At 65.7% G+C, this 19,226-nt stretch carries 16 protein-coding genes; 9 read left to right on the top strand and 7 right to left on the bottom strand.

Annotated elements, in window-relative coordinates; all coding sequences use genetic code 11:
* Positions 1 to 549: 549 nt before the first annotated feature.
* A complete protein-coding gene (locus tag BRAD285_RS31970; protein WP_006612065.1) occupies positions 550 to 1,107 on the bottom strand; it encodes a MarR family winged helix-turn-helix transcriptional regulator in 558 nt (185 codons plus the stop codon).
* Positions 1,108 to 1,269: 162 nt separating this feature from the next.
* Here BRAD285_RS31970 and BRAD285_RS31965 point away from each other — a divergent pair, with 162 nt between their 5' ends.
* The 5 genes from BRAD285_RS31965 to fahA all read left to right on the top strand — a co-directional run bounded on the left by BRAD285_RS31965 (position 1,270) and on the right by fahA (position 6,862).
* Positions 1,270 to 2,901 (top strand): FAD-dependent oxidoreductase, encoded by a 1,632-nt coding sequence (locus tag BRAD285_RS31965; RefSeq protein WP_006612064.1) that lies wholly within the window; start codon positions 1,270 to 1,272, stop codon positions 2,899 to 2,901.
* Between the two features lie 10 nt (positions 2,902 to 2,911).
* Complete coding sequence (locus tag BRAD285_RS31960) at positions 2,912 to 3,139, top strand: DUF2783 domain-containing protein (protein WP_006612063.1); 228 nt, start codon at positions 2,912 to 2,914, stop codon at positions 3,137 to 3,139.
* 22 nt (positions 3,140 to 3,161) lie between these two features.
* Positions 3,162 to 4,118 carry an MBL fold metallo-hydrolase gene (locus BRAD285_RS31955; protein ID WP_006612062.1) on the top strand — a complete coding sequence of 319 codons (957 nt, stop codon included), beginning with the start codon at positions 3,162 to 3,164 and terminating at the stop codon, positions 4,116 to 4,118.
* On the top strand, positions 4,118 to 5,464 hold the full coding sequence (gene hmgA / locus BRAD285_RS31950) for a homogentisate 1,2-dioxygenase (protein WP_035646462.1): 1,347 nt from the start codon (positions 4,118 to 4,120) through the stop codon (positions 5,462 to 5,464). Before BRAD285_RS31955 ends, hmgA begins: the two co-directional genes overlap by 1 nt.
* Before the next feature lie 123 nt (positions 5,465 to 5,587).
* Complete coding sequence (gene fahA, locus BRAD285_RS31945) at positions 5,588 to 6,862, top strand: fumarylacetoacetase (RefSeq protein WP_006612060.1); 1,275 nt, start codon at positions 5,588 to 5,590, stop codon at positions 6,860 to 6,862.
* Between the two features lie 87 nt (positions 6,863 to 6,949).
* On the opposite strand, the gene BRAD285_RS31940 is transcribed toward fahA, so the two are convergent.
* Together BRAD285_RS31940 and BRAD285_RS31935 are read right to left on the bottom strand one after the other, a co-directional pair.
* Positions 6,950 to 7,261: a DUF1272 domain-containing protein gene (locus BRAD285_RS31940; RefSeq protein WP_006612059.1), complete on the bottom strand. Its 312-nt coding sequence runs from the start codon at positions 7,259 to 7,261 to the stop codon at positions 6,950 to 6,952.
* An 89-nt stretch (positions 7,262 to 7,350) separates the two neighbouring features.
* A complete protein-coding gene (locus BRAD285_RS31935) occupies positions 7,351 to 7,830 on the bottom strand; it encodes an Lrp/AsnC family transcriptional regulator (protein WP_006612058.1) in 480 nt (159 codons plus the stop codon).
* Between the two features lie 122 nt (positions 7,831 to 7,952).
* Here BRAD285_RS31935 and hppD point away from each other — a divergent pair, with 122 nt between their 5' ends.
* Positions 7,953 to 9,071 carry a 4-hydroxyphenylpyruvate dioxygenase gene (gene hppD / locus BRAD285_RS31930; RefSeq protein WP_006612057.1) on the top strand — a complete coding sequence of 373 codons (1,119 nt, stop codon included), beginning with the start codon at positions 7,953 to 7,955 and terminating at the stop codon, positions 9,069 to 9,071.
* A 25-nt stretch (positions 9,072 to 9,096) separates the two neighbouring features.
* Here hppD and BRAD285_RS31925 read toward each other — a convergent pair whose 3' ends face one another.
* From BRAD285_RS31925 to BRAD285_RS31910, 4 genes are all read right to left on the bottom strand, one after another.
* Positions 9,097 to 10,209, bottom strand: a complete 1,113-nt coding sequence (locus BRAD285_RS31925; RefSeq protein WP_006612056.1) for a CaiB/BaiF CoA-transferase family protein — start codon at positions 10,207 to 10,209, stop codon at positions 9,097 to 9,099.
* Between the two features lie 168 nt (positions 10,210 to 10,377).
* A complete protein-coding gene (locus tag BRAD285_RS31920; RefSeq protein ID WP_006612055.1) occupies positions 10,378 to 11,178 on the bottom strand; it encodes a xanthine dehydrogenase family protein subunit M in 801 nt (266 codons plus the stop codon).
* Between the two features lie 19 nt (positions 11,179 to 11,197).
* Positions 11,198 to 13,543 (bottom strand): xanthine dehydrogenase family protein molybdopterin-binding subunit, encoded by a 2,346-nt coding sequence (locus BRAD285_RS31915; protein WP_006612054.1) that lies wholly within the window; start codon positions 13,541 to 13,543, stop codon positions 11,198 to 11,200.
* 104 nt (positions 13,544 to 13,647) lie between these two features.
* The gene (locus tag BRAD285_RS31910) at positions 13,648 to 14,133 is read right to left on the bottom strand and encodes a (2Fe-2S)-binding protein (RefSeq protein WP_006612053.1); all 486 of its coding nucleotides are present in this window, start codon (positions 14,131 to 14,133) and stop codon (positions 13,648 to 13,650) included.
* Positions 14,134 to 14,439: 306 nt separating this feature from the next.
* Between BRAD285_RS31910 and BRAD285_RS31905 the strand changes: the two genes are divergently transcribed.
* The 3 genes from BRAD285_RS31905 to otsB all read left to right on the top strand — a co-directional run bounded on the left by BRAD285_RS31905 (position 14,440) and on the right by otsB (position 19,221).
* Positions 14,440 to 16,479 (top strand): methyl-accepting chemotaxis protein, encoded by a 2,040-nt coding sequence (locus tag BRAD285_RS31905; RefSeq protein ID WP_050886850.1) that lies wholly within the window; start codon positions 14,440 to 14,442, stop codon positions 16,477 to 16,479.
* A 423-nt stretch (positions 16,480 to 16,902) separates the two neighbouring features.
* Positions 16,903 to 18,417 carry an MFS transporter gene (locus tag BRAD285_RS31900; protein WP_006612051.1) on the top strand — a complete coding sequence of 505 codons (1,515 nt, stop codon included), beginning with the start codon at positions 16,903 to 16,905 and terminating at the stop codon, positions 18,415 to 18,417.
* 3 nt (positions 18,418 to 18,420) lie between these two features.
* Positions 18,421 to 19,221 (top strand): trehalose-phosphatase, encoded by an 801-nt coding sequence (otsB, locus tag BRAD285_RS31895; RefSeq protein WP_035646459.1) that lies wholly within the window; start codon positions 18,421 to 18,423, stop codon positions 19,219 to 19,221.
* Positions 19,222 to 19,226: the final 5 nt, after the last annotated feature.

Here is a 19,226-nt window from a genome sequence, read left to right as displayed (position 1 = left end):
GAGCGCATGACTCGGGCTGTGTCGGCCGCGAGACTGCGCACGTATGTCTCTTATTTATAGCGATCTGTTCTCTCACCGCTCCTCGTTGTTTGAACCGTGAATCCGCCCCACTCTCCCGGACAAGCCGCGACGCGCGCAGCGCATCGCGGCGCCGATCCGGGACCCATACGCCGCAGCCGATATGAGACGCGAAATATCAACGGCGCGCCTGCCTCGAACTCCTCCCTGTGGCTATGGATCCCGGCGTTCGCCGGGATGACGACGGTGTTTGTTGTGACAGCACCGTCTCTCAACAGCCGTCATTGCGAGCGCAGCGAAGCAATCCAGGGGCTCAGGATGCGGCTCTGGATTGCTTCGTCGCTTCGCTTCTCGCAATGACAGTGGCGAGATTTGTCGGCGCATTCATCCGCCGTAGGGTGGGCAAAGGCGCCTGGGAGGTGCCCGTTGTGAGTCGTACTGTCGCGCGCCGTGCCCACCGCGGTCGTTCGGCGAAGAATGGTGGGCACACGCCGCCTCTGGCGGCGCTTTGCCCACCCTACGAAGCCCCAACTAATACGCCTGCTTGGCGTCCGCTTCCTCGCTCGTCTGGATCAAATCCAAACTCGCCTCGATCTTGCCGATCAGCCGGTCGAACACCTTGCGCTCGTCCACCGACAGGCACGCCATGATCTCGCGCTCGCGCTGCTGCAGCCGGGGGATCAGCTCCTCATACAGCGTCTTGCCCTTGCGCGTCAGCCGCAGCCGGAATTCGCGGCGGTCGTCGGCATTCTCGACGCGCTCGATCAGCCGCCGTTCCAGCAGCGACGTCACCGCGCGGCTGATGGTCGATTTATGCGTCCGCGTACAGGCCGCGACATATTGCGCGCTGCAGGCCTCGCGGCGGAAGCCGAGCGTCGCCAGCACGCGCCATTCGGGGATGTCGAGGCCGTAGCGCTCGCGATACTCGCTGGCGAGCGCCGCGCTCACCTCCGCCGCCAGACGGTTGAGCCGAAACGGCGCGAACTTGAACAGGTCGAGCCGCTCCGCCTCCTGCGGCGCTGCGGCATTCTGACCGCCATTGGCGCCCTTCGCCGGACGCCGGGACTCCGCAGGTGATGGGTTCGCCACGCGCGCGCTCCGATTTTTGAGTTGACGCCGCCGAGGCCGTCCGGTGTAGAATAGTTGCAGATGAGACTATCTGGCAAGATGGCCCGTCGGTCTCATCAGAGGAAATGTCAAAAGATCGAACGATCAACCCAAGCGACACAACGAGCAGGGCAGAAACGCGCCATGGTGCAAGCCAGTCCCGGGCCAAGCACGAGCCAGGCAAAAGTTCAGTTCGGCTATCATCGCCACCGCGATCAGGATGAGGCGGCGCCGGCCGAGCATCCGGTCGTCGTGGTGGGCGCTGGTCCCGTCGGTCTGTCATTCGCGATCGATCTCGCGCAGCGCGGTCATGCCGTCGTGGTGCTCGATGACGCCGACCGCATCGGCGAGGGCTCGCGCGCGATCTGCTTCTCCAAGCGCTCGCTGGACTATTGGGACCGGCTCGGCGTCGGCGACCGCATGGTCGACAAGGGCGTGGTCTGGAATGTCGGCCGCATCTTCCACGGCCCGTCGGAGCTCTATCAGTTCAACCTGCTGCCGGAGCCAGGGCACAAGCGTCCAGCCTTCATCAACCTGCAGCAGTTCTATGCAGAGAGCTATCTGGTCGACCGCGTCAACGAATTGCCGGGGATTTCGCTGCGCTGGCGCAACAAGGTGACGGCGCTGGAGCAGCGCAACGATCGCGCGGTGCTGACGATCGAGACGCCGGATGGAGCCTATCGGTTGTCGGCACAATATGTGATCGCCTGCGACGGTGCCCGCTCGTCGCTGCGCCAGATGGTCGGGGCCGGCTTCTCCGGAAAGGTGTTCGAGGATCAGTTCCTGATCGCCGACGTCAAGATGACGGCGGCGTTTCCGACCGAGCGCTGGTTCTGGTTCGATCCGCCGTTCCACGCCGGCCGCTCGGCGCTGCTCCATCGCCAGCCCGACGATGTCTGGCGCATCGATCTGCAGCTCACGCCGGATTGTGACCCTCAGGTCGAGAAGCAGCCGGAGAACGTGCGTCCGCGCATCGCGCGCATGCTCGGCCACGACAAGTTCGAGTTCGAATGGATCTCGCTGTACAAGTTCCAGTGCCGCCGCATGGAGCGCTTCCTCCATGGCCGCGTGATCTTCGCCGGCGATTCCGCGCATCAGGTGTCGCCGTTCGGCGCGCGCGGCGCCAACTCCGGCCTCGAGGACGCGGAGAACCTCGCATGGAAGCTCGACCGCGTGCTGCGCGGCGCCTCGCCCTCGCAATTGCTCGAAACCTATCACATCGAGCGCAGTGCCGCCGCGGACGAGAACATCCGAGAATCGACGCGGTCGACCGACTTCATGGCTCCGGTCACCGCCCAGGAGGCGCGGCTGCGCAAGGCGGTGCTGTCGCTTGCCAAGGAGACCGAGTTCGGCAAGCGCATGGTCAATGGCGGCCGTCTGTCGGTGCCGTCGGTGTATGAGACGCCGCTGTCGACGACTGATGCCGAGGCGTGGGCTGGCGGACCTTGTCCGGGCACGTCGATGCTGGATGCGCCGCTGAAGGTGGCCGATGGCAGGCACCTTCACCTCACCGACGCGTTCAATGCGGAGGGTCGACACTTTACATTGCTGTCGTTCGCCAATGGCGAGGCGATCGACGCGCCCGCTGACGTCGGCGTCATCAGGATCGGCGGCGACGGCTTCGCCGATGCGGAAGGATATGCCGGCAAGCGCTACGGCGCCGAACCGGGCACCTCCTATCTACTGCGCCCGGACGGCTACGTCGCGGCGCGCTTCCGGCATGCAACGCGCGCCGACATCGCGGCCGCCGTGGCGCGCGCCTCCGGTCTGAACTGAGGAAGCGACGATGGCCCTCTCCACCGCCTCCAACTTCGCCAAGCCCGATGACGCCTTCCGCGCCATCGTCGAGGCGCATCGCGGCCTCTCGGAACAGGACAGCGCCGATCTCGATGCGGCGCTGGTCCTGATCCTCGCCAATCACATCGGCGACATCACCGTGTTGCGCGAGGCGATCACGCTCGCCAAGCGGCGCATGATCGACGCGAGCCAGCAACAGCAACAACAGCAGCAATAGCTGCCGACGAGGGAATGAACTGATGGCGAAAGGTTTCGCATCCACCACTGATATGGCCGAGAAGAAGGTCACCTTCTCCGAGATCGGCCCGGATCTCTATGCCTTCACGGCGGAGGGCGATCCGAACTCGGCGGTCATCGTCGGCGACGACGGCTGCATCGTGTTCGACGCGCAGGCGACGCCGGCGATGGCCAACAAGGTGATCGAGCGCGTCAAGGCGGTGACCGACAGGCCGATCAAATATGTCGTGCTCTCGCATTACCACGCCGTGCGCGTGCTCGGCGCCTCGGCGTATCATGCGCAGGGCATCGTCGCCTCGCAGGAGACGCATCGGCTGATCGTCGAGCGCGGCCAGCAGGATTGGGATTCCGAATACGGCCGCTTCCCTCGGCTGTTCCAGGATGCCGAGAGCATTCCCGGCCTGACCTGGCCGACGCTCACGTTTGAGGGCGAGATGACCATCCATCTCGGCAAGCGCGAGGTGCAACTGATCCAGCTCGGCGCCGGCCACACCTCCGGCGACATCGTCGCCTGGGTGCCGGACGCCGAGGTGATGTTCTCTGGCGATCTCATCGAGTACCACTCGGCCTGCTATTGCGGTGACGCCTATTTGCGCGAATGGCCGTCGACCTTGAACGAGATCCGCGACTTCAATCCCAAGGCGATCGCGCCCGGCCGCGGCGACGCGCTGAAGGGCGAGTCGACGGTGCGAGAGGCCATCGCGATGACCCGCGATTTCGTGACCTCACTGTACGGCGCTGCTGAGACGTCGGTGGCCAAGGGGCGCAGCCTCAAGGAATCGATGGCGGCGACGCGCGAGGTCATGGACCCGAAGTTCTCGAGCTTCGCCATCTACGAGCACTGCCTGCCGTTCAACGTATCGCGCGCCTATGACGAAGCCAGCGGCATCGACGATCCCGTGATCTGGACCGCCGAGCGCGATCGCGAGATGTGGGCCCGCCTGCAAGGAGAAGGATGATGAACATCAACACATCGCCTGACCAGCTCAGCCGCGCGACCGGGCAGGTCACGCCGGGCTACATGTCCGGCTTCGGCAATTCGTTCGAGACCGAGGCGCTGCCCGGCGCGCTGCCGATCGGCCGCAACTCGCCGCAGCGCTGCGCCTATGGGCTCTATGCCGAGCAGCTCTCCGGCTCGCCGTTCACCGCGCCGCGCGGCTCGAACGAGCGCTCCTGGCTCTATCGCATCCGTCCCTCCGTGAAGCACTCCGGTCGCTTCACGAAAGTCGACGCCGGGCTGTGGCGCACCGCGCCCTGCCACGAGCAGGAGATCACGGTGCAGCAGTTGCGCTGGGACCCGACGCCGCTGCCGTCCGGCGAGGTAACGTTCCTGCAGGGCGTGCAGACGATGACCACGGCCGGTGATGCCGCGACGCAGGCCGGCATGGCGACGCATGTCTATGTCATCACCAAGTCGATGGTCGACCAGCATTTCTACAATGCCGACGGCGAGCTGATGTTCGTGCTGCAACAGGGGCGCCTGCTGTTCGTCACCGAGTTCGGCCGCATCGATGCCGAGCCGGGCGAGATCGTCGTGATCCCGCGCGGCGTGAAATTCCGGGTCGAGATTCCGGCGGGACCGGCGCGTGGTTATCTCTGCGAAAACTACGGTGGCGCCTTTACCCTGCCCGAGCGCGGCCCGATCGGCGCCAATTGCCTCGCCAACGCCCGCGACTTCCTGACGCCGGTCGCCTCCTACGAGGACAAGGACGGGCCTTCCGAGCTCTACGTGAAGTGGGGCGGCGCGCTGTTCAAGACCGAACTCGGACATTCGCCGATCGACGTCGTCGCCTGGCACGGCAATTTCGCGCCCTACAAATACGATCTGCGCACCTTCTCCCCGGTCGGCGCCATCGGCTTCGATCATCCCGATCCGTCGATCTTCACCGTGCTGACCTCGCCGTCGGAGACCGCCGGCACCGCCAACATCGACTTCGTGATCTTCCCCGAGCGCTGGATGGTGGCCGACAACACCTTCCGCCCGCCGTGGTATCACATGAATATCATGTCGGAGTTCATGGGCTTGATCTACGGCGTCTACGACGCCAAGCCGCAAGGCTTCGTGCCCGGCGGCATGAGCCTGCACAATTGCATGCTGCCGCACGGCCCGGATCGCGAGGCGTTCGATCACGCCAGCAATGGCGAATTGAAGCCGGTGAAGCTCACGGGGACCATGGCCTTCATGTTCGAGACCCGGTTCCCGCAGCGGATCACGAAGCACGCCGCGGAGTCCGGGACATTGCAGCCGGACTACGCGGATTGTTGGAACGGACTGGAAAGGCGCTTCGATCCGAACCGGCCTTAGAGCCAATGATGTCAACACCGTCATGGCCGGGCTTGACCCGGCCATCCACGATCTTGTTCCGCCCGGTGAGACGTGGATGCCCGGGTCAAGCCCGGGCATGACGACCTGGTTTGGAGAAGCATATTGCCCCACCCCAACGATTCCTCGCTCCGCTCCTTCATCCCGGTCGATCCGTCGTCCGACTTCCCGATCCAGAACCTGCCCTACGGCGTGTTCTCCGCCGCGGACTCGCCGAAGCCGCGCGTCGGCGTCGCCATCGGCGAGTTCGTGCTCGATCTCGCGGTGCTCGAAGGCGAAGGCCTGCTCGATCTCGCACCCGCCTATGAGGTCTTCGCGCAACCCTCGCTCAACGCCTTCATGGCGCTCGGCCCCGCCGTGTGGTCGAAGACGCGTGCGGCGATCAGCGCGCTGCTCCGCGATGACAATCCGCGGCTGCGCGACGACAAGCCGCTGCGCAGCCGCGCGCTGCTGCCGCGCCAGGACGTGACGCTGCACCTGCCGTTCCACGTCGCCGGCTACACCGACTTCTATTCGTCGAAGGAGCACGCCACGAATGTCGGCGTGATGTTCCGCGGCAAGGACAACGCGCTGCAGCCGAACTGGCTGCACATGCCGATCGGCTACAACGGCCGTGCGTCGACCGTCGTGGTGTCGGGCACGAAGGTGCGCCGGCCGCGGGGCCAGCTCAAGCTTCCGACCGCCGACGTGCCGAGCTTCGGCCCGTGCAAGCGGCTCGATTTCGAGCTGGAGATGGGCGTGGTCATCGGCCAGTCCTCGCCGCTCGGCGAGATGCTGAGCGAGGCGCAGGCGGAGGCGATGATCTTCGGCTTCGTGCTGCTCAACGACTGGAGCGCGCGCGACATCCAGCAATGGGAATACGTCCCGCTCGGCCCGTTCCAGTCCAAGGCGTTCGTGACCTCGATCAGCCCGTGGGTGGTGACGCGAGAAGCGCTGGAGCCGTTCCGCGTCTCCGGGCCGGAGCAGGATCCGACGCCGTTGCCCTATCTGCAGCAGAAGAAAGCGCAGAACTACGATCTTGCGCTCGAGGTCGCCCTGCGAGCGTCAGGCGGCAATGCCGCTCAGAACATCTCACAGACCAACTTCAAATACATGTACTGGTCGAGCGTTCAGCAGCTGATGCACCACGCCTCATCAGGCTGCGCCATGAGCGTTGGCGATCTCCTCGGCAGCGGCACCATCTCCGGCCCCGAGAAGCACCAGCGCGGCAGCCTGCTCGAGATCAGCTGGAACGGCACCGAACCGGTCGAGCTCGCAGGCGGCGCAAAGCGCACGTTCCTGGAGGACGGCGACTCGCTCGTGATGCGCGGCTGGTGCCAAGGTCAGGGCTATCGCGTCGGCTTCGGCGAGGTGGAGGGCACGATAGTTGCGGCAGGGTAGGCGTCATTGCGAACGTAGCGAAGCAATCCAGAGTCGCGCGCGCAGCTCTGGATTGCTTCGCTGCGCTCGCAATGACGAAGAGAGAGGTCAGCGATTTTCCGGCGCGACATCTTTCACGCCAGCCACAAACGCGGCGACGTCTTCTACCGCGTACTTCAGATGCACGCGCTTGTCGGACGGCACCTGCTTGGCCGTGCAGACGCCCGCTCGCCACTCCCGCGCAGGGCGGATTGGTCTGGCTGCAAAGCCGCCCCCGCAGTTCGGGCAGACGTTGAACAGCTTCGTCTCCACGCACTCCGCGCAGAAGGTGCATTCATACGAGCAGATCCGCGCGTCGATCGCGGAGGGTGGCAGGTCCTTGTCGCAGGACTCGCAATTGGGCCGAAGCTGCAACGCCATGGTCGCCTCGCAAACCTTGAGTGAGACGACTGTCGCAAATGCCGGTGAGAGGGTGAATGCCGAAGTTCCCTCGATTCGCGCCATGGGGGTCAGCTTGAGGGGAGCGATGCCAGCGGCAGCTTGGCGCTCTCCTTCAGCCGGTCGAGCACGATCGAGGAGCGCACATGCGCCACGCTCTGATGCGGCATCAGCACATTGTTGACGATGTCGGAGAGACTCTTGAGGTCGCGCAGCACGACCTTGAGCAGATAATCGGAGTCGCCGGTGAGCGCATAGGCCTCCTGGATATCGTCGACCCGGTTGACCAGCGCGCGAAATTTTTGCGCGTTGTCCGGCGAATGCGTCGCCAGGGTGATCTGGATGAAGGCGATCAGCTCGAAGCCAAGCGCTTGGCTTGCCAACTGAGCACGATAGCCGGCGATGACGCCGTCCTCCTCCAGCCGCATCCGCCGTCGCGAGCATTGCGAGGCGGAGAGCCCAGCGAGATCGGCGAGCTCCTGGTTGGTCAGCCGGCCATCGTCCTGGAGGGCAGCCAGGATCTTGATGTCGAAGCTGTCGACCGAAATCATGCGCCGGATCCTCTGGTCATGCACAGATCGTGCACATCCAGGCGGAAATGACAATGGTTTGCACGCTCCATGCGCGGAATTCAGGCGATGATCCCTGGGTCAAGCTGAAGGAGCTGCCGCCCATGGGTCCGTTTCCGCACGATGCGCCGCCTGCCACCGTCACCGCCGACAACCCGATGGGAACGGATGGCTTCGAGTTCGTCGAATATGCCCATCCCGACGCGGGCGAACTGCATGCCCTTTTCAAGCTGATGGGCTTTGCCGCCGTCGCGCGCCACAACACCAAGGCGATCACGCTGTATCGCCAGGGCGACATCAATTATCTCGTGAACGAGGAGCCTGGCAGCCACGGCCACGACTTCGTCGCCGCGCACGGCCCGTGCGCGCCGTCGATGGCGTTCCGCGTCGTCGACGCGAAGAAGGCCTATGCGCGGGCAATTGCGCTCGGCGCCGAGCCCGCCGATCTGCCGTCGGCGCAGAAGACGCTCGACGTGCCCGCGCTCAAAGGCATCGGCGGCAGCTTGCTGTATCTGGTCGATCGTTACGGCGCCAAAGGCTCGGCCTATGATCTGGAGTTCGAGTGGACCGGCGCGCGCGATCGGCGTCCGGCGGGCTCCGGCCTCTACTACATCGATCACTTGACCCACAACGTGCATCGCGGCCGCATGAATGTGTGGGCGGGGTTCTACGAAAAGCTGTTCAACTTCCGCCAGATCCGCTTCTTCGACATCGAGGGCCGTGCCTCCGGCCTGTTCTCCCGCGCGCTGACCAGCCCCGACGGCAAGATCCGGATTCCCATCAACGAGGACGCCGGTGATTCCGGGCAGATCGAGGAATATCTGAAGACGTATCGCGGCGAGGGCATCCAGCACATCGCCTGCGGCGCGCGCGATATCTACGCGACTGTCGAAGGCCTGCGCACCTCAGGCCTGCCGTTCATGCCGTCGCCACCCGACACCTATTTCGAGCGCATCGATCACAGGCTGCCGAAGCACGGCGAGGACGTCGCGCGGCTGAAGCGCAACGGCATCCTGATCGACGGCGAGGGCGTCGTCGATGGCGGCCAGACCAAGGTGCTGCTGCAGATCTTCTCGGCCAATGCGATTGGCCCGATCTTCTTCGAGTTCATCCAACGCAAGGGCGACGACGGTTTCGGCGAAGGCAACTTCAAGGCGCTCTTCGAGTCGATTGAGGAAGACCAGATCCGCCGCGGCGTGCTGAAGGTCGAAGCGGCGGAGTAGGAAGAGGGGCGGTCCGATCGAGAACTTACCGCCCCGCCTTCCACGCGCTCACGAGCGCGCCGATCTCCGCGGCCTCCGGCTCGCGGATGGTCGACGGCGTGCGCGAGAATCGCGGCGCGGGCGCCGGTTGCGTCACGCCGTGGCGCTCGACGAACACGCCGCGCGCAGCCATGTGGGCGTGCTGCGGCGCCTCCGACATGGTCAGCACCGGCGCGAAGCAGATGTCGGTGCCTTCCATGATCGCGCACCACTCCTCGCGCGTCTTGCTCTTGAATACGCCGACCAGCTTCTCCTTCAGCGCCGGCCAGGCGCGCGGGTCCATCTGCGCGTCGAACGCGGGATCACTGAGGTCGGCGTGCTGGCGCAGCAATGCGTAGAACTGCGGTTCGATCGAGCCGATCGAGATGAAGTTGCCGCAGGCGCATTCGTACACGCCGTAGAAATGCGCGCCGCCGTCGAGGAAGTTGCGCTCGCGTCCCTCGGTCCAGCGGCCCATCGCGGTGAGGTCGAAGAACATCGCGAGCAGCGAGGCGGCGCCGTCGCACATCGCGGTGTCCACCACCTGGCCCTTGCCGGACTTCGAGGCTTCGAGCAGTGCCGCGAGCACGCCGACGACGAGATAGAGCGCGCCACCGCCGAAATCGCCCACGAGGTTGAGCGGCGGCACCGGGCGCTCCTTCGGGCCGATCGCGGCGAGCGCGCCGGTGATGGAGATGTAGTTGATGTCGTGGCCGGCCGCGTGCGCCAGCGGTCCTTCCTGGCCCCAGCCGGTCATGCGGCCATAGACCAGCTTGGGATTGCGCGCGAGCACGACGTCAGGGCCGAGCCCGAGCCGCTCCATCACGCCGGGACGGAATCCTTCGATGAGCGCATCGGCGCCGGTGAGCAACTCGAGCACCTCGGCGATGACCGCCTTGTCCTTGAGATCGAGCTCGATCACCTTGCGGCCGCGCCCCGCGACCGACTTCATGTTCTTCCGCGCACCGACGCGATCCAGCGTCACGACCTCCGCGCCCATGTCAGCCAGCAGCATGCAGGCGAACGGTCCCGGTCCGATGCCGGCGAACTCGACGATGCGGAATCCTGCCAGCGGGCCGGTGGCGCGGGTCTGGTTGTGGGGAGCGGTCTTGTCGAGCACGTCGTTGTGTCCTTGCGCGTCTTGTCGCTGGCGTTTCCTGATCCGTTGATTGTCCCGCGTGCATCCAACCAACGCAAGCGCGCCGTATGCCGCAAAGCAAAACGGCGCGCATTGCTGCGCGCCGTGGAATTTGTCGTGCCGCTGCGCGGAATGATCCGCGCCGGACACTCAGCCCGCGGCTTGCACCGCGCGCTGCGCCATCACCTTCACCAGATTGGCGCGGTAATCGGCCGAGCCGTGGATGTCGCTGAGCAAGCCGGAGGCGGACACCGTCACGCCATCGAGCGCCGACGCCGACCAGTTCGCCTTCAGCGCCGCCTCGATCGCCGGCACGCGCATCACGCCGCTCTGCGACGCGCCGGTGGCCGCGACGCGAACATCGCCGCCCTTGGTCTTCGTGACGAACACGCCGGTCAGCGCGAAGCGCGACGCTGGATGCCGCATCTTGGCGTAGCCAGCCTTCTCCGGCACCGGGAACGACACCTCGGTGATGATCTCGCCGTCTTCCAGCGCCGTCGTGAACAGGCCCTTGAAGAAATCATCCGCGGAGATCGACCGCTTGTTGGTCTTCACGGTGGCGCCGAGCGAGACCAATGCTGCGGGGAAATCCGCCGCCGGATCGTTGTTGGCGATCGAGCCGCCGATCGTGCCGCGCGCGCGCACGGCGGGATCGCCCAGCACGGAGGTGAGATGGGCGATCGCCGGGATCGCCTTCTTCACATCGGCGTTGGTCATGATGTCGTAATAGGTCGTCGCCGCCTTGATTGTGAGCGTGTCGCCCGAGAGCTGTACGCCGATCAGGTCCTTGATCTTGCCGATGTCGATGACATCGGACGGCGAGGCGAGGCGCTGCTTCATCACCGGGATCAGGGTATGACCGCCGGCAAGGAATTTGGCCTCGCTGCCCTTGGAGAACAGTGCCGCGGCCTCGTCGACCGAGGAGGCGCGATGATAGGTCGTCTCGTACATGGTTGCTCCTCCCGTTCGATCAGGCGTTGCCGTGGATCGCGTGCCAGACGCGGTCCGGGGTCGCCGGCATTTCCAGCTTGTTGTTGCCGATCGCATCCGTGATCGCGTTGATCACGGCCGCAGAGGCGCCGATCGCGCCGGCCTCGCCGCAGCCCTTCACGCCGAGCGGGTTGCCAGGGCAGAGGGTCGTGGTGTGGCTGAGCTTGAACGACGGCACGTCGTCGGCGCGCGGCATCGCGTAGTCCATGAAGGACGCGGTGACCGGCTGGCCGTTGCCGTCATAGACGGCGTGCTCCAGCAGCGCCTGGCCGATGCCCTGAACGAGACCGCCATGGACCTGACCCTCGACGATCATCGGGTTGATCAGCCGGCCGAAATCGTCCGCCGCCACGAAGTTGACGAACGACGTCTTGCCGGTGGCCTGGTCGACCTCGAGCTCGCAGATGTAGGTGCCGGCCGGGAAGGTGAAGTTGGTCGGATCGTAGAAGGCGCTCTCCTTCAATCCGGGCTCCATCCCGTCAGGCAGGTTGTGCGCGGTGTAGGCCGCGAGCGCGACCATCGGCAGCGCGATCGACTTGTCGGTGCCGGTCACCTTGAACTCGCCGTTCTCGATGACGATGTCGCCCTCTGATGCCTCTAGCGCGTGAGCCGCGATCTTCTTGGCTTTGGCCTCGACCTTCTCCATCGCCTTCAAGATGGCGGTGAGACCGACGGCCGCCGAGCGCGAGCCGTAGGTGCCCATGCCGAACTGCACCTTGTCGGTGTCGCCATGGACGATCGAGACCTGGCTGATCGGCACGCCGAGTCGGTCGGCGATCAGCTGGCAGAAGGTGGTCTCGTGACCCTGGCCGTGGCTGTGCGATCCCGTGAGCACCTCGATGGTGCCCACCGGATTGACCCGGATCTCGGCCGATTCCCACAGGCCGACGCCGGCGCCCAGGCTGCCGACCGCCTTCGACGGCGCGATGCCGCAGGCCTCGATGTAGCAGGACAGGCCGATGCCGCGTAGCTTGCCCTGCGCCTTGGCGGCTTCCTTGCGGCCTGCGAAGCCGGCATAGTCGATCGCCTTCATCGCCGCGTCGAGCGAGGCGTTGAAGTCACCGGTGTCGTAAGCCATGATCACCGGCGTCTGGTGCGGGAACTGGGTGATGAAGTTCTTCCGCCGCAGCTCGGCCGGATCCATTTTGAACTGCCTCGCAGCAGTCTCGACCAGCCGCTCCAGCAGATAGCTCGCCTCGGGACGCCCGGCGCCTCTGTAAGCATCGACCGGCGTGGTGTTGGTGTAGACGCCCATCACCTCGGCATAGATCGCCGGGATGTTGTACTGGCCCGACAGCAGGGTCGCGTACAGATAGGTCGGCACCGACGACGAGAACAGCGACATGTAGGCGCCGAAATTGGCGTGGGTCTTGACCCGCAAGCCGAGCATCTTGTGGTCGGCATCGAACGCCATCTCGGCCTTGGAGATATGGTCGCGGCCGTGGGCGTCGGTCAGGAACGCCTCGGTGCGGTCGCCGGTCCACTTCACCGGACGGCCGACCTTCTTGGAGGCCCACAGCGCCACCATCTCTTCCGGATAGATGAAGATCTTGGAGCCGAAGCCGCCGCCGACGTCGGGCGCGATGACGCGCAGCTTGTGCTCGGGCGCGATGTTGTAGAACGCCGACAGCACGAGGCGGGCGACGTGCGGGTTCTGCGAGGTCGTGTAGAGCGTGAAATGCTCTTCGGCAGCGTCGTAGTCGGCGAGCGCCGCACGCGGCTCCATCGCGTTGGGAGCCAGCCGGTTGTTGGTCAGCTCGAGGCTGACGACGTGCGCGGCCTTGGAGAAGGCAGCGCCGACGGCAGCCTCGTCGCCGATATGCCAGTCATAGACGACGTTGCCGGGGGCCTCGGGGTGAAGCTGCGGCGCGCCGGGCTTCAGCGCGGAGGGCATGTCGGCCACCGCCGGCAGCTCCTCGTACTCGACGACCACGGCCTCGGCCGCGTCACGCGCCAGGTTCTTGCTGTCGGCGATCACGACCGCGACGGCCTGGCCGACGAAGCGCACCGTCTCCGGCGCCATCGCCGGCCATGCGCCCATCTTCATCGGCGAGCCGTCCTTGGAGGTGATGGCCCAGCCGCAGATCAGATTGCCGACCTTGTCGTCGACGATCTGCTTGCCCGTCAGCACCGCGACCACGCCGGGCATCGCCTCGGCGGCCGAGGAGTCGATGCTCTTGACCTTGACGTGGGCGTGCGGGCTGCGGATGAAATGGGCATAGGTCATGCCCACCAGCTTGATGTCGTCGACATACCGGCCCTTGCCGGTGATGAAACGCTTGTCCTCCTTGCGGACGACGCTTGCGCCAATGCCTTCCATACCCATGCGAATCTCTCCCCTACCGGAGTTTGTTGTCCCGCCGCGGCCAGCGCGCGCAGCGGTCGTGGTCTCGGTATTGTTTGAAAGACGTCGAAAGCCGACGGCAGCCTTTATTCGGCAGCCTGAGCGACCTTCATGCGGCCCGCGGCGTCGAGCACGGCCTTGACGATGTTGTGATAGCCGGTGCAGCGGCAGATGTTGCCTTCCAGCTCCTCACGTACCGTGGCCTCGTCGAGGTGGCCTCCGTGGCGGTGCACAATATCGATCGCCGACATGATCATGCCGGGCGTGCAATAGCCGCATTGGAGGCCGTGATTGTCGCGGAAGGCGGCCTGCATCGGGTGCAGCTCGTCGCCCTTGGCAATGCCTTCGATGGTGGTGACGTTGGACCCGGCGGCCTGGCCGGCCAGCACGGTGCACGACTTCACGGCCCGGCCATCGATATGGACGACGCAGGCGCCGCACTGGCTGGTGTCACAGCCGACATGGGTGCCGGTGAGATTGAGATGATCCCGCAACAGGTTCACGAGCAGGGTGCGATCCTCGACCTCCGCCGAGACCGCCTTGCCGTTCACTGTCAGTTTGACTGTCGACACGAGTAACCTCCCGATGAATTATTCTTATTCTGATTAGAAACAGCGCCCTCAGGACTTTGCAACTCGAATTTTCGTCTGAGATGTCATTGCGACGTCTTGCGCGGGCACCGGCGATTCGGTCGCATCTGCGGAGCCTCCGGAGGCGGCAGCAGGACGCAGCGAGTGAGGTCTCGACTGCAGGCTGTATGCCAACCCCGTTATTTACCGCGCCTTAGCCATTGTGACGTAGTTTTGATCACGCTTCGGTGCGTGCCGCCGGGCGGGCTGTTCTGGGCCAAGATAAAGAATGAGCTGTCGGGGGTGGGAATGTCTGCGCAATTTGCGCCGCAGTCGCGGCGTGCCAATTTTCTGACCCTGCGCTTTCGTGGCAAGATCGTGCTCGGCTTCGCCGTGGTACTGGCGATCTCGGCTGCCAGCATCGGCTTTTCCTATCTCGGCTTCGAGCGGGTCGCCGGCGCGGTGGCGACGTATCGCAGCAGCGTTGCGGAAGCCGATGCCGCCCGCAACATCGATCGCGAGCTGATGTCCTACCAGTCGCTCGCCCGCTATTTCGCGCTGACCGGCAAGCCCGAGGACGAAGCCGCCGCCACCGCAGCTCAGCAGTCGCTGCAGGCCGCCATTGACAAGTCGATGGCGGCGGCCAGCGCGGCCGATCGACGCGCGCAGCTCGGCAAGTTGCAGGCGCAGTTTCAGACCTTCGCCAAGATCTTCTCCGACATTGTCACCTTGACCCGTGACAACGCCAAGCTGGCGACCGACCAGATCGGAATCATCGGCAACAAGATCCGCTTCAAATTCGACGACCTGGCGGACACCGCGGCGCTGGCCGGTCTTCCGTCGGTACAAACCACGGCCAAGGACCTGACCGGCCAGTATCTGACCGCCTCGGCGCTGGTCGGCACCTACCTCGCCAAGCCCGATCCGAAGACGGCCGACGGCGCCATTGCCCGGACGCGCTTCCTGGAGACGTCGCTGGTCACGATCTACGCCAATGACGAGAAGATCACGCAGCGCGTCACCGAGCTCGGCGATCTCATCAAGCAGTACCGTGCCGCTTTCATCAAATTCTCTGATAATTCCAAGGCGCTCGCCAAGCTGGTGCAGGACATGGGCAGCGCGGCCACCGAGATCCTCGCGCTCTCGAACGGGCTGAGGTCCGATCTGGCTGCCGACCAGCAGCGTATCGAGGCGTCCACCAATGCCACCATCGGCGAGATCGAGCGGCTGATCGCGATCCTCGCCGTCGGCGGCCTCGCGCTCGGCGCGGCGCTGGCGCTGATGCTCGGCAACGGCATCTCCAAGCCGATGATCTCGATGTGCAAGGCGATGCGCGAGCTCGCCTCGGGTCATTTCGACGTCCGCCTGCCGGGGCTTGGCCGCAGCGACGAGATCGGCGAGATGGCCGCGGCGGTCGAGGAGTTCAAGGTCCAGGCGGTGGCCAAGGCGGAGCGCGATGCTGCAACGCAGGACGCCCAGAACAAGGCGGCCGGTGCGGCGCGCCGGGCGGAGCTGATCCGCTTCGCCGACGAGTTCGAATCCGCTGTCGGCTCGATCGTGTCCAATGTGTCGAGCTCGGCGCAGCAGCTCGAGCATGCCGCCTCGACCCTGACGCGGACGGCCGAGACCACGCAATCGCTGGCGAGCCGCGTCAGCGGCACGTCCGACCAGGCGACCGGCCGCATCCAGTCGGTGGCGAGCGCGACCGACGAGCTGTCGGCCTCGGTCAACGAGATCGGCCGCCAGGTGCGGGAGTCCAGCCGCATTGCCGAATCAGCCGTGATGCAGGCCGAGGAAACCGATGGCCGTATCGGCAAGCTGTCGCGCGCGGCGCAGGAGATCGGCGACGTCGTCAAGCTGATCACCGCGATCGCCGAGCAGACCAACCTGTTGGCGCTCAACGCCACCATCGAGGCGGCACGCGCCGGCGACGCCGGCCGCGGCTTCGCCGTGGTTGCCTCCGAGGTCAAGTCGCTGGCCGAGCAAACCGCCAAGGCGACTGACGACATCTCCAACCACATCTCCGGCATGCAGGCGGCAACCCAGGAGTCGGTCGCGGCCATCAAACAGATCGGCGGCACGATCCGTCAGATCTCCACCATCGCCTCGTCGATCGCGACTGCGGTCGAGCAGCAGGGCGGGGCGACGCAGGAGATCGCCAGGAACGTGCAGAGCGTCTCCGCCGGCACGCAGGCGGCCGCCAGCGACATCACCCAGGTCAATCGTGGCGCCACGCAGACCGGCGAGGCCTCGGAGGAGGTGCTGCGCTCGGCCCAGTCGCTGTCGTCGGAGAGCGCAAGGCTGCGCGAGGAGCTCAACCGCTTCATGGCGAATATCCGCGCGGCGTGAAGCGCGCTGCGCTCGGCTCCTTGGTGGCTGCAGATACGCCGCGCCTCGCCGCCAAACTCTCCGCTGTCATCCCGGCGAACGCCGGGATCCATACGCCGCGGCAGATGTGAGGCGAACGGTACCGATCGCGTGCCCCAATTCGGCATCATGCGGTATGGATCCCGGGTCGCGCTCGCTTCGCTCGCTTGCCCGGGACGACAGCTGAGTGAAAGGCGCCATCCCGGCCCGCGATCGACTTGATCAGAGGTGCTGATGAGCGGAGGCCGACGGCGCCACTGACGCTTCTGAGTTCCCTCATCTGCTGCCGGGAACCCCCCGCTCCCCGGGACGTTGGGTCGCAGCGGCAAACATACGCTGCCGCATTTGCTCCACCCTCTCCGGTCAAGCTGTCGGTGCCGTCTCGCGCCGTCGCAATGGGATTCCATGGCACCCCGGCAGGCATCGTTCCCGCATCTGCGCGTCATCACCTCCGAGCCCGCCGGCGAAGCCGCGCACGCGCCATCGGCGGCCGACGATCGCGTCATCGAGACCAACATCCCCGCGCGGCTCGACGACCTCCGCTGGAGCACGTTCCATACCCGCGTGGTGCTCGCGCTGGGGATCACCTGGGTGCTCGATGGTCTCGAGGTCACGCTCGCGGGTGCGCTCTCGGGCGCGCTGAAGCAGAGCCCGACCCTGCACTTCTCCAATCTCGACATCGGGCTTGCCAACAGCGCCTATCTCGCCGGCGCCGTGATCGGCGCGCTCGGCTTCGGCTGGCTCACCGACCGCATCGGCCGCAGAAAATTGTTCTTCATCACGCTTGCACTCTATCTCTCCGCGACCGCCGCCACCGCGCTGTCCTGGAATGTCGCGACCTACGCGCTGTTTCGTTTCCTGACCGGCGCCGGCATCGGCGGCGAGTACACCGCGATCAACTCGACGATCCAGGAACTGGTGCCGGCGCGCTATCGCGGCTGGACGGACCTGATGATCAACGGCAGCTTCTGGCTCGGCGCCGCGCTCGGGGCGGTCGGCGCCATCGTGCTGCTCGATCCCGCCTTCGCAGGCCCGGATGTCGGCTGGCGGCTCGCTTATGGCATCGGCGCCTGCCTCGGCCTCGTCGTGCTGATCATGCGGATGTGGATTCCCGAAAGCCCGCGCTGGCTGATGATTCACGGCCATCCCGAGCAGGCGCATGACATCGTCGTCGCCATCGAGCGCGACGTCACCGGGCACGATCATGAGGAGCGCGCGAAATCGCTGCCGAAGATCCGCCTGCGCATGCGTGACCACACGCCGCTCGGCGAGGTCGCGCGCACCTTGTTCTCGGTCTATCGCCAGCGCTCGCTCGTCGGGCTGACCTTGATGATCGCACAGGCGTTCTTCTACAACGCGATCTTCTTCACCTTCGCACTGGTGCTCACCGACTTCTACGGCATCAAGTCCGACCATGTCGGCTGGTACATCCTGCCGTTCGCTGCCGGCAACGTGCTCGGACCGCTGCTGCTCGGCCGTCTGTTCGATACGCTCGGCCGCCGGGCGATGATCACCTTCACTTACGGTGTCTCCGGTGTGCTGCTGGCATTGACCGGCTATCTGTTCTCGATCGGCGTCTTGAGCGCGCAGACGCAGACGGCCGCCTGGATGGTGATCTTCTTCTTCGCCTCGCCCGCCGCCAGTGCGGCCTATCTCACCGTGTCGGAGAATTTTCCGCTCGAAGTGCGTGCGCTCGCCATCGCATTGTTCTATGCCATCGGCACCGGGATCGGCGGCGTCGCAGGACCTGCGCTGTTTGGCGCGCTGCTCGACAGCGGCGCACGCGGCGCGGTGTTTGCGGGATATCTGTTCGGCGCAGGCCTGATGCTGGTCGCTGCCTTGGTCGCCTGGCGCTATGCGATCGCGGCCGAGCGCAAATCGCTCGAGCAGGTCGCGCGCCCGCTCGCCGTGATGGAGTAGGTGATGATGTCAGAGAATTCCGATCTGATCGCCCCCGGCGTCGCCCAGCCCGCGGAAATCGTGCCGGCGCCGGCGAGCCTGGTGCCGCATCTGCGCGAGGTTGCGATCCTGCTCGACATCGACGGCACCTTGCTCGATCTCGCGCCGACGCCGCGCGAGGTGTGGGTGCCGCCGGGCTTGGCCGAGACGCTGAAGACCTTGATGCAGCGAACGTCAGGCGCGCTCGCCTTGGTGTCCGGCCGCTCGCTCAACGATATCGACCTCATCTTCGCGCCGGACGTCTACCCTGCCGTCGGTGGTCATGGTGCGGAGATGCGGCTCGCCGGCGGCAGCGAGGCCGACGCCGTCAAGGCGCCGCCGCTCGACAAGGAGCTGAAGCGCAGGCTGGCGGCGATCGCCAAGCTCAGCCAGGGCATTCTGCTCGAGGACAAGGGCTATTCGCTGGCCTTGCATTATCGCCTCGCGCCGCAGGCCGAGCAGGCGATCTACGACGAGGTGTCGCGCATCCGCGCCGAGCTGCCTGAGGCGCCGATCGAGGTGCTGCCCGGCAAATGCGTGTGCGAGATCAAGCCGGCCGGCTTCACCAAGGCGAGCGGCGTGCGCGAGCTGATGCGTCACGCGCCGTTCAAGGGGCGCAAGCCGTTCTTCATCGGCGACGACGTCACCGACGAATCGGTGTTTGCGATCATGCCCGATTTTGCCGGCCTGTCGTTCTCGGTGGGACGGCGGGCGCTCGGCGTCGACGGACATTTCGATGCCCCGGACGACGTGCGTGCCTTCCTCGCGCGGCTCGCCGGACGCTGAACTAA

Source organism: Bradyrhizobium sp. ORS 285, from assembly GCF_900176205.1.
Taxonomy (GTDB): Bacteria; Pseudomonadota; Alphaproteobacteria; order Rhizobiales; family Xanthobacteraceae; genus Bradyrhizobium.
Note: the sequence above shows the minus strand (reverse complement) of the source record. Positions and strands in the feature narration are given on the sequence as shown.